We start from the raw sequence: 11,163 nt of genomic DNA, 5'->3' as shown, positions 1-11,163 counted from the left end.
TTTTGAGCAACAGCTTGCCTGAGATTCAAAGGTGGCTACTTTTAGCTGCGCTCATTTTTTAGTCTAAACTACAGTAAGAATAGTTCCGCCGAAATTTTACTCGCAAACCGTCGCGGGGATGGGGAGTCGGTACTGTGATTAAATTCAAATCTTGATCCGGTAAAAGCTCCCATTCAAACTCCCGAACAATCTTTGCCGCAAACAACTTCATCTCTAACCGGGCAAATTCTTTGCCCAAACATTCTCGCAAACCGCCACCAAATGGCACGTAACTGAACGGTTTAGCCGATCGATCCGAGCTAAATCGATCGGGGTCGAATCGATCGGGTTCAGGATAAAGTTGACTATCCTGATGGGTTTGATTAATCCCTGAAACCACGCTCCAACCCTTGGGAATTTCATAGCCGCCGAACTCACAAGCATTAATTACTGTCCGAAAAACACCTCCTACCGGTGGAACTAAACGCAGCACTTCTCGCATAACTTGCTCTAAATAAGTCATTTGTTTGAGTTGTTCCAAGGTTAGCGGTTCAGTTGCGGGGAACTGCTGCTGTTCGGCGCGGACTTTTGCCATCACATCGGGATTTTGAGATAGCAGAAGACAAAAAGAGGCGATCGCCGAAGTTAAAGTTTCGTGTCCTGCAAACAGCAGCAACAGCACTTGATCTTTTAACTCATCCAAACTCAAACTATTTCCCTCGTCATCGCGAGCCGAAATCAGCAAACTCAAAGCATCATTGCCGCTAGGGGTTCCTTGTTGGCGATCGCGAATAATCTTTTCAAGTTCTGCCAACAGTAACTTTCTGCTATTTTTCGCTTTGCCAAACTTAGTCCAAGGCACATCTAAAGGAATCGAAAATAAACCGTTAGACCAAGTTTCAAAATTATGTCCTAGCGCCGTTTCCGAACCATTTTCAATCCCTACTAACAACTTACCCGCCACATCAAAAGTATAATTTCTCAGTTCGGGATACCAAGTCAGCGTTTCCATTTTTGTCCATTTTTCCAAATAGCGCTGAGTGATATTTTCCATCGCGCCGATGTAGCCTGCCAAAGAGCGTGGCTGAAACGCTTGGTACAGCAACTTGCGCCTATTTTGGTGGTTAGTACCCGTTTGCAGCGCCAAGGAAAGCGGCCCTAAAAGCGCTTTCGTACTCGGAGGAAAACTCACAACAAAATATTTGTTGTCATTGCTTAAAACAAACAAATTTGCCTCTTGGCCACGCATAAACACGGTAGGCAGTCCGAAAATGCTGGTTTTGAAAAGGGGCCCGTACTGCTGGTGGCGTTTTTTGGCAAATTGGGAATCTTGCAAAAAGTTGAGGGTATCGCCAATTAGGGGTAAACCGAAACTGCCGGGAGGTAATGCCATTTTAGATTTTAGATTTTAGATTTTAGATTTTTAATATCATATCAATTTTAGTTGGAGGGCGGGCAATACGCACGAGACAAATTTCTGGTAAAACAACTTTTCTCTGTTTGTAGCCTGTAGGGCGTCAGTCTTAATATTGGTAGAAAAAAATGGTGGTTTTGCCAACTGACCACGAATTTCAAAGGTGGTATCCGCCACGTGATTTATGCGTGGAATTAATCCAAAATCTAAAATCTAAAATCCTCAAGCCCCCGCATTTATCCCTGGGGTCAATCTAAAATCTAAAATCTAAAATCTAAAATCTAAAATCGATTGACGCACCTGACTAATTTTGCCCACAAACCCATTTAATTTTCTGTGCTTTTAATCGGAATCTTGATCGTAAATTCACTTCCTTTCCCTATAGCGGAAATACAATTGATTTCACCTTTATGTTTTTCGACAATAATTGAATGGGAAATCGCTAAACCCATCCCCGTCCCCGAACCTATCGGTTTTGTAGTATAGAACGGGTCAAATATCCGCTGCTTGACTTGAGCGGTCATCCCTGCACCGTTATCAGCAATTCTAATCACAGCGAGAGTACCTTCTACCTCTGTACGAATGCGAATAATTCCCGGATTTTCGAGCGGTTGTTGTAAAACGTCGATAGCGTTAGCAATAATATTCATAAACACCTGATTCAAGAGTCCGGCGTAGCACTCCACCAGTGGCAATTGTCCGTATTCTTTAACGAGTTGAATTGCGGGGCGCTCAGGCTGAACTTTCAGACGGTGTTCTAAAATCATCAATGTGCTGTCGATGCCTTCGTGAATGTTAACCTTTTTCATGTCAGATTCATCAAGGCGAGAGAAATTCCGCAAACTCCGCACGATATCCCGGATGCGAGTAGCTCCCATCTGCATAGAAGACAGCATTTTCGGCAAGTCGTCTAGGACAAAATCCAGCTCTAACACTTCTATTTCCTCCTGAATATCTGGAGAAGGTTCCGGGTATTCATCTCGATACATTTGCAGCAGTTTCATCAGGCTCCCGGTGTATTCTTCTGTGTAGGTAAGATTGCCGAAAATAAAGCTGACCGGGTTATTGATTTCGTGGGCAATTCCTGCTACCATCTGACCGAGACTAGACATTTTTTCTGCCTGCACGAGTTGAGTTTGAGCAAGCTTAAGTTCGCACAGAGTTACTTCGAGTTTTGCAGCTTGTTCTTGCGCTATCCGGGCTGAATGGACGCTTTGAGTGTAAAGTTCAGATTGACTGATGGCGATCGCCAATTGATCGCCAATTGCCTCCATTAACTCCACTTCCTCTTTTGTCCACTTGCGAACCTCGCTGCAAGAAACGCAGCTAACAACACCAGTTAAACCTCCGGCACTTTTAATCGGCAAATCCAAGACAGACTTGCAACCAACATCCAAAAAGAATTTTCGTTGTACGGGATCGCTGACAGTTGCAACATCATCTATTTGATAAACTTCCAAATTAGCGATTTTTTGCGACAGCGTACCCGTTATGTCAGCAGGGAAATAACCCAAAAGCGAGAACAAATCATCATTTTTAGCTTCGTGGACGACATCCCAAGCAGGTGGCGAAGCGTCTGGCAAATACCAGAGAAACACACAGCGATCGAGTTGCAGCAAGTCGCGAATTTGCTGCACAGTTGTTGCCAAAATAGTATCTAAATCCAGAGATTGGCGGATATTGCTAGCTAGCTGGTTCAGCAGCGCTTCCCGCTCAGCTAATTTACGGAATCTCGCTTCCGACTTTTGCAACTGTCTTTGAGATTCTTTTTGTTTTGTAACGTCCAAACCCAAACCAATTAAGCCGATCGCGTTACCCGAATCATCTTTAACCTTAGTTTTAATTGTCTCCAAATAATGTTCTTTGCCATCAGCAAGCTGCATCACTTCTTCAGTATAACAGGGAAGATTTTGGCTCCACGCTTGCGCGTCAGATTCCATGCAGTTAGCAGATGCTTCTAATCCCAAAACTTCGGAATAGTGAGAGGCAGCTAAAAATCTTGATTCAGGTATAGCCACATCTTCGCAGAAAGTTTTGTTAACTAATAACATCCGCCCGCTAGAATTGGCCATCCACACCCAGATGGGAGCGTTGTCAATAATTGTCCTCAAAGTTTGCTGTTGTCTGGCGAGAGCTTCTTCTGTTTGTTTGCGCTTAATTCCCAGGGCGATCGCATCAGCACTTGAAGCCAAAGCAATCAGCGTTGATTCGTTCAACTCCTGGCGAGCAAACATCGCCATTACTCCCAGCAACTGATTGTCAACAATTAGCGGATATCCAGCAAAAGCCACCATTCCTTCTCGTGAAGCCCATTCTTTATCGTGGATTCGGGCATCTTCTTTCACACAATTAGTGATGTGAGGTTGTCGCTCCAGGGCGATTAAACCAATCTTGAACTCGCCGACAGCAATGCGGCTGTGAGCGCCGTCAATGTGAGTATATATCCCCGCGCTTGCTTGCAGGTGCAATACATTTCCCTCTTCATTCAACGTCCAAATCCGAGCAAAGGCAACATCCAAATGGCGCACAACTGCATCGGCGCAATATTGCAAAGTTGCAAGCAAAGTCTGGTTTTGAGTTAGACCAATTCCCACATCTGCTGTGAATAAAGAAAGTTTTAATTGTTCTGCTAAAGCTTGTTCTGCTATTTTGCGCTCTGTAATGTCAGCAGCGGCACCGAGACGCTGCTGAATTTTTCCCTCCTCTTTTCTGCTAAACACAATTTCCCGACTGGCTAGCCAGCGCCAACAGCCATTTTTGTCGCGTACCCGATATTCGTACTCAATAACTTCGCCGTCGGGAGCATTTTCTAATTGCTGAAAATATTCGGGAAATTTAGCTAAGTCGTCAGGGTGGATGATGGTGGGCAACAGATTGCTGCCCATGTTTTTAACTTCTGGGCTCGTATAGCCGAGGGTGTCAGTGATTTCGCGGTTGCTGTAGACATTTCGCTGCTCGCTTTCGTCATATACATACAGAAGATTAGGACTGGTATTGGCAATTCGCTCAACAAAACGCTGACTCTCTTGCAGCGCGACTTCTGCTTGTTTTTGAGCGGTAATGTCGCGGCCGACACCATAGATCAATTCTTCCTCGCAGAAACGGGTAGCAGTCCAGGCTATCCACTTGTAAGAACCGTTTCGACAGCGCCAGCGGTTTTCAAACCCAACGGTATTATTCCCCGCAGCAATACTTTCAGCTTCTTTTAAAGTAATTTCGCGATCGTCTGGATGCACGAATTCAATGAAGAGTTGGCCAATCATTTCTCCTGGGGAATAGCCAAGGATTTTTTCTGCTGCTGGGTTGATGAGTGTTATATAACCGTCAAAACTAAGGACGCACAGCATATCTAGCGAGAGGCTAAAAAAGCGATCGCCCCCGTTGGGTTCCCTGGATGGGCGATCGTTTCCCGCTAGGGCCCAAGGGGTGTTTAAGCGCCCCGATACCGCCAAAAAGACAATATTTGCTATTCCCAAAAATCCCAGGGCGACTTGGCGGGCGTAGAAATTATCACCGCTGCCACCTACCAGCCACCCGTTTAAGACAAGCAGTACAATTATCAAAATTGAGAATACACCGCCAGGGGCGATCGTCGCTACGCTGATTTTTTTTTCATACTGCTTTCTAGATTCTGCTTTTTGTATTGTGGTGACTGCTGTCGGAATTTTTGTCCACAACACTTGCAGCAATTTCAGCAATTTAGTGCTTTGGGATTCTTCTAGTTGAACTGAATTTTTCATTCTTTTACTCTAGAGTTACTTTGAGTTGTGCTTATTTAAAAATTACATACAATAAAGATGTTGAAATTTTGTAAATATGTCCTATTTGGCGAAATCTCGTATTGGAGAATTGGGTAAATTTACGCCACACGAGCCGAGAATTAAGTGTATTTACGGAAGTAGCAACTAATCTCTTTTTAGCTGGGGTAGGCATTTTCTAATTTTTCCGACTCCTAGAGAGAGTTTACTTATAATACTAGGCGACATATTGTTGTTAGTCATTGGACATTTGGCCTAATTTAGCGAGTCCTGGACGCAGAACTTAATTATGTACGCTGCACATGAAGCTGCTTGCCGCGTTATAGTAGCGCGTTATACCACTTTTTGCGTCTAGGAATGACCGGGTTTGATGTAGGAAAATACTGCGTGGAGCGCGCTGGCTGTGGGTTGAACAACCCGGAATATTAGTCAAGTTCAAGCAGGTTGAATTTGACAATAAATTATGAAGTTAAAATAAAGATAAATGGCTGATTTGTGAAGATAAAAGGAAAAAAATCTTCGTAGCAGTTTTTCTTGCACTCCTATGTTGGCGGGTAATGGCTAATTAGTAATTGGTAAGGGGTAATTGGTAATTGATACGAGTTTAAAACACTACATCTCAAACGTGTTTCGATTCATCCGTAGGCGATGGGGGCCAAGCAGCTTGGCGACCTAGTTGCTGTTGCCGAATTCGCTCCAAATTCCCTGCAGGAATAGAAGCTATGAGTTGCCGCGTGTAAGCTTGCTGTGGTTGGCGGTAAATGCGCTCAGCAGTGCCAATTTCCTCGATTTTACCTTTGTTCATGACGATCGCCCGATCGCTCATAAACTTGACCACGCTCAAATCGTGAGAAATAAAAATATAAGTCAGTCCAAACTCTGTTTGCAACTCCTTGAGCAAATTTAAAACTTGCGCCTGCACCGACACATCTAATGCCGAAACCGACTCATCGCAAATAATAAACTTAGGATTCAAAGCCAAAGCTCTAGCAATACAAATTCGCTGCCGCTGTCCGCCCGAAAACTCGTGAGGGTAGCGTCGCATAAAATCGGGATTTAAACCCACTCTCTCCAACAAATAAGCAGCGCGCTCGCGCTGTTCTTTCTGGTTCTTACCAAAGCGGTGAATCACCATCGGTTCCATCACCGCATCCCCAACATTTAGGCGCGGATCGAGAGAACTAAAAGGGTCTTGAAAAATAATTTGCAGATCGCGCCGCAGCCACCGCAATTTGCGATCGTACTCTTTTTGCATCCGATAATTAGCCATCCACTGCGATGCCGAACTACTTCTCGCAGGAGGCGTAATTTCTTGACCTTCAAAAAACACTTTACCACTGGCCGCCGGAATTAATTGCAGCAAAGCCCTAGCCAAAGTTGATTTGCCGCAGCCAGACTCGCCCACCAAACCCAAAGTCTCGCCCGGGTAAACCTCAAAAGAAATATCGTTTACCGCCATAAACAAGCGTTTAGTTTCGCCAAACATCCCCTGAACAGGAAAACCGACGCGCAAGTTATTAACAGCTAGCAAAGGCTCGGAAATATTCGGCAGCCGAGGCGGTTTTCCTGTTGCAAAAGCGGAATTTCCCCCGCTGTTGTCGCCGTCTAAATCGGCATTTTTCTCGACAATTACTAATTCGCCGCTAGCATTTGTGGTGACATCCATAAAATCGGAAACTGTCGGCAAGCGGCGCCTTTGCCGATCGAGAGTTGGGCGGCAAGCTAACAGACCTTTTGTGTAAGGATGTTGGGGAGTGCTGAAAATTTGTTCGATCGCACCGCACTCAACAATCTTGCCTCGGTACATCACCGCCACCGTATCGCCAATTTCAGCAATGACGCCCAAATCGTGGGTAATAAAAATCATTGCCATGCCTCTAGAGTCCCGCAACTCCCGCAGCAAAGCTAAGATTGTTGCCTGCACGGTTACGTCCAAAGCCGTGGTAGGTTCATCAGCAATTAATAAAGTTGGATTGCAAGAAATAGCCATTGCAATCATCACGCGCTGGATTTGACCGCCTGAGAGTTCGTGGGGGTAGCGATCGAGCATAGCTTGTTTTTGGCCGTTGACGAGCTGCATCAAATCGCGATCGTCCTCCCGAACCGCTTCTTGTCGCAAAGCCAAACACCTCTGCCTGAGCTCCTCGTCGCCCGGTAGCAGCTTCACTTCTTGCAGCAGAGAAGCAGCTTGGCGTCGCGCTTCTGTCTGCGACACCTGTTGGTGCAAACAAATGGCTTCTGTGAGTTGAAATCCGATCGTATAAACAGGATTTAGCGAGCTCATCGGCTCTTGAAAAATCGTCGCAATCTGGCTGCCGCGGTATGTTTGTTTTTCCCTGTCCGGCATTTCCAGGAGATTCACAGGCCCATTGCTAACGCCGTCTTTTGTCGGAGAAAACCAAATTTCGCCATCGATTTTGGTTGACGAACTCGACAGCAAACCCATAACAGCCAGGGATGTTACCGATTTTCCCGAGCCCGACTCTCCCACGATGCCCAGAGTTTGCCCTCGCTTGACCTCAAAGGAAATGCCGTCAACCGCTTTGACGGTTGCAGACGCATCGCCTGCGTCCGCAGATTGAAATTGAACCCGCAGGTTGCGAACTTCTAGGACGGTTTCACTCATGGAAGTCTATGGCAAAAATTAAAGGGAGACTAAGTGGATTGTAGCAGGGCCTGTGGAAGGCAGAAGGCACGGGGAAAGTTTTAAGATTGCTTCGTTCCTCGCGAAGCGTGGCAATCTGAAAACTCAGAGCTAGTTATAGCGGATCTCAATCAGGCGAGGTACTCGCCGGCTGTCTTACCAATTTCGCAATCGAAAATCGAAAATCGAAAATCCCAATCAGTACCTCACTCAATTGACAATTGCCATAAGTGCCTTCTGCCTGCAATTTTCCTTAAAAACCGATGATTTGAGTGTCAGCAGGCAGTGCAGTGGCCTCGGAGACCTTTTTAAACAAGGTTGCCTGCTCGTTTAAGGAATTAGGTCTGGCCTGTCCGGGATTGGTGCCTTGCAACTGAAGGCGCATTTGACCTTCGGAAGTCAATTCAAAAACAGTCTGAACGGTTTCTGTGCTGCTGAGGCCGACATCAATGTGCATCGGTTTTTCACCCTGATTAACTTTGTACCTCATTTCTTTGGCGCGGGCGGCTCCGTCGGGGCCTTTCGCCATGAGAAACAATTTGCCTTCTGGGGCAAAGACGAAGGTGAAAGACTGACCGGAGGGGACTGTGCCTTGCCATTGGCCTAGGAGTTGCTGGTCGAGGCTGCTAGCGGCCGGGGCTGCTTTTTCTTGGGCAATTATTGGTGCTGCTGCGGATGCGGGGCCGTGTGAAGCGGTGAAGCTGGCGAGGATGCCGAAGCAAAGGCCACCTGCGATCGCTTTGCCAATCATTTTTGAATTAGACATGAGACCGATCTAAAAATTGGTTATTTGTTTTGTACACTGTAGCGGTAAAACCGTACTTTATTTAGTTTAAATCCCTTTTACGGATAGATATAGGTTGCGGTTCCAACCTGCAACGCAGTTGTCATCCCCCGACTAAAGCTTTTCCTGAGCTTGTTTAAGGCTCACGGGGCTTTCAGTTTTTTTTTATTGTAAAATCCAATACAAATCCGGCTTAAGCTGCACAGTTCGCTGTTCTGAGTAGATTGTTCTTAACTCAAAACAGCTAATTGACTATTGCGTTAGATCGCACCCCCAGATATTTTGGCAAATCGATCGTATTAATAGTCTGTCATTAATTTTTTTCAGTATCGGGTTCGACTTGTTCTGTCGGAGATTCCGGCGCGGCTTCCTGTGGAGTTCGCGATCGTTTCATGCGCTCCAATGCCTCTGCGTAAGACCAAGCCACGCTCACAATAAAAGCTTTCGCCATGCCGGACAAATTTTGTGCATCCTCGCTTTCAGGCGCTTCAGCTTTTTGGTTGCCGTCGTTCATCATGTTTTTGTTTTCTCCCGGGCAGGTTTTTCTAACGATTTTTTGCAGTGTGCGATCGATACCCACAAATTCTGATTTTTCTTGCACCCGCACCCTACGTATCTTTGAGGATATGACCTTGATTACCACGAATAATATCATAAATACGCTGATTGGATGACCACATCAGAAAGAAACCTTAACTTCGCTGGTTGCCCGCAGCACCGACTCCTGCTGGAAAGTGTGCTTGTAAGTTTCGATAATTTCATGAATAGCTTGATTCTTTTCCGGACTACTTTCATAAATTAAAATAACTATTTTAGAGTTTTCTCTAATCAGAATGCCAGAGCTGTTGAGAAACTGCCTGGAGCCATCTAATACGGTTAGTCCTTCCCGAAAGCGAGGGGTAATAACCGCTTTGACAAACTCCTACCATTCGGATTCAGAAATTGTCTCGTCTCCCGGTTTGGTTAAGCCAAAATACAGTTCATCTTTGAGGAGATTTGTTTGCTTGGCATTAGTATCCGAAGTTTCGGGAAGTTGAGCGCGGGCAATTGTCGCAGGACAAACAGGCAGGATGAACAGCAGGCCGGTCAAGCAAAGACTGTTAAGATGTTTATTCATCAGGAATTACGCAAAAATTCTATATTGTGGGCCGTTGTTTCTAGCGTGCCCTTGAAATGCTGATTGAGAATATTGCAATATCTCAGTTTTAACCGCCGAGTCTTATCAAGGGGGTTTTTAACGCGGATTTGATTTAATTTAACATAAAAAGCTTCCAACTCAAAAACCCAGTTTCACATGAGAAACCGGGGTTTTGAGCGTCTGTTCTAGTTTATTTATGCTCGCCTACTTGATTGCGTCTGTCCTATTAACTACGAGCCGGGAAGTCCCTCGGTATATTTAGAGGGGATTAATCTGAGCGCTGCGCGAAGTACCCCGTTGGGAATTACGCCCGCGTGATGGAAAGAAGCGTCGGGTGTAGGTACCCAAAGCGACAATTATTCTTGTACACCCCAAGATGATCGGGAAATACTCTGATACTATATTAGCAAGTGGGGGTGGAACTACCTCACTATAAAAAGCATGAGAAAAAAAAGGAAAAAGAAGCCTGCGGTCTAACTGTACTCAGTTGACCGTCAGGTTTGTTCACGTAGCTCAACCTATTTAAACGTCAAACTTTTCAGGTGTTGAGAAACCCGGAAGGGCTAGCACTCTTGGCTACGCCCCGAAAGCAATCAGGTTTCTCAGTGTTATATTAGACCTCTTGCAAAAATAATTAGGACGGGCAAGATGCCCATCCCACAAGAAAAAATAACTCTTGTGGGACGGGCATTTTGCCCGTCCCATCAATTGATGAAAGGATTTTTGCAAGAGGTCTATTTTTTTAGGTGGAGCTAGTTACCCTTTAATTCGCCGATACTTCTCTTAGCAGTGTCTTGGTACATCTCCCCCATTTCTTTCACGGCTGCTCCTGCCTCTTGGCCAATCTTCTGAGCTCGTTCGCCGGGAGAGTCTGAGGTTTCGCGAGCTTCTTGCCTCCATTCCCGCGTTGTTTGGGGTCTTTCAGAATTGTTTAGCTCAGATTTTGAGCTGGCTTGCGTGCCAAAACCTTTGTTAGTGCGTCCCGAATCAACAGTGGTTGTCAGCACCAGAAAACCGACTAGGACAACACTCAAAAAACTCTTAATTTGAAAGCCCTTAAGCAGGGAACTGATGCGAGCAATGGCTGTGGAAATCAAATTCATCTCAGTAATACTCCCTAAGTTGATTGGTGATAATTTTCAACATTTTTTCATCTAATTGACTCGCTCCAAAATCAGCAGCTAATTCGAGGTAAAGCCAACTTAGCTTTAAATTCCGACTTAACCACCTAAATAGAGTTATAGGTTAGCGATAAAATCTGGTAAACACGCAACCTATGTGTCAGCCAATTAGCTTTTTCACACATGAATATCACGTTAACAGCAGCCAAATAGTTCTACCTCTAACTAAAGTCATAACTTAGTTAGAACAATACTCCGGACAGTTTTTAAAGAGGGATGCGATGGCTTCGGCAAGCAACGCTTACGCAATAAATCACAGAAGCGA

7 protein-coding genes and 1 pseudogene are annotated in these 11,163 nt (G+C 45.3%); all 8 read right to left on the bottom strand.

Annotated elements, in window-relative coordinates; all coding sequences use genetic code 11:
* Positions 1-58: 58 nt before the first annotated feature.
* Positions 59-1,372, bottom strand: coding sequence for a cytochrome P450 (locus QUA16_RS33515; RefSeq protein WP_333108730.1), 1,314 nt, complete (start codon positions 1,370-1,372; stop codon positions 59-61).
* A 347-nt stretch (positions 1,373-1,719) separates the two neighbouring features.
* On the bottom strand, positions 1,720-5,133 hold the full coding sequence (locus QUA16_RS33510; RefSeq protein WP_333108731.1) for a PAS domain S-box protein: 3,414 nt from the start codon (positions 5,131-5,133) through the stop codon (positions 1,720-1,722).
* Positions 5,134-5,770: 637 nt separating this feature from the next.
* Entirely contained in the window at positions 5,771-7,777 is a 2,007-nt protein-coding gene (locus tag QUA16_RS33505) for an ABC transporter ATP-binding protein (RefSeq protein WP_333108732.1), read from the bottom strand.
* A gap of 271 nt (positions 7,778-8,048) precedes the next feature.
* Complete coding sequence (locus QUA16_RS33500; protein ID WP_333108733.1) at positions 8,049-8,561, bottom strand: hypothetical protein; 513 nt, start codon at positions 8,559-8,561, stop codon at positions 8,049-8,051.
* A gap of 331 nt (positions 8,562-8,892) precedes the next feature.
* Positions 8,893-9,180 carry a hypothetical protein gene (locus tag QUA16_RS33495; protein ID WP_333108734.1) on the bottom strand — a complete coding sequence of 96 codons (288 nt, stop codon included), beginning with the start codon at positions 9,178-9,180 and terminating at the stop codon, positions 8,893-8,895.
* A gap of 78 nt (positions 9,181-9,258) precedes the next feature.
* A pseudogene (locus QUA16_RS33490) lies at positions 9,259-9,489 on the bottom strand (DUF3574 domain-containing protein); the annotation flags it as partial.
* A gap of 12 nt (positions 9,490-9,501) precedes the next feature.
* Positions 9,502-9,696 carry a hypothetical protein gene (locus QUA16_RS33485; RefSeq protein ID WP_333108735.1) on the bottom strand — a complete coding sequence of 65 codons (195 nt, stop codon included), beginning with the start codon at positions 9,694-9,696 and terminating at the stop codon, positions 9,502-9,504.
* Between the two features lie 773 nt (positions 9,697-10,469).
* Positions 10,470-10,820: a hypothetical protein gene (locus QUA16_RS33480; RefSeq protein ID WP_333108737.1), complete on the bottom strand. Its 351-nt coding sequence runs from the start codon at positions 10,818-10,820 to the stop codon at positions 10,470-10,472.
* Positions 10,821-11,163: the final 343 nt, after the last annotated feature.

Source organism: Microcoleus sp. S13_C3 (assembly GCF_036700905.1).
Lineage (GTDB): Bacteria > Cyanobacteriota > Cyanobacteriia > Cyanobacteriales > Microcoleaceae > Microcoleus.
This window is presented reverse-complemented; position numbering and strand designations above follow the sequence as displayed.

Excerpts from the sequence above, each read along its gene's own strand:
- QUA16_RS33480 (WP_333108737.1), bottom strand. The coding sequence starts at position 10,820 with ATGAATTTGATTTCCACAGCCATTGCTCGCATCAGTTCCCTGCTTAAG.
- QUA16_RS33500 (WP_333108733.1), bottom strand. The coding sequence starts at position 8,561 with ATGTCTAATTCAAAAATGATTGGCAAAGCGATCGCAGGTGGCCTTTGC.
- QUA16_RS33485 (WP_333108735.1), bottom strand. The coding sequence starts at position 9,696 with ATGAATAAACATCTTAACAGTCTTTGCTTGACCGGCCTGCTGTTCATC.
- QUA16_RS33505 (WP_333108732.1), bottom strand. The coding sequence starts at position 7,777 with ATGAGTGAAACCGTCCTAGAAGTTCGCAACCTGCGGGTTCAATTTCAA.
- QUA16_RS33515 (WP_333108730.1), bottom strand. The coding sequence starts at position 1,372 with ATGGCATTACCTCCCGGCAGTTTCGGTTTACCCCTAATTGGCGATACC.
- QUA16_RS33510 (WP_333108731.1), bottom strand. The coding sequence starts at position 5,133 with ATGAAAAATTCAGTTCAACTAGAAGAATCCCAAAGCACTAAATTGCTG.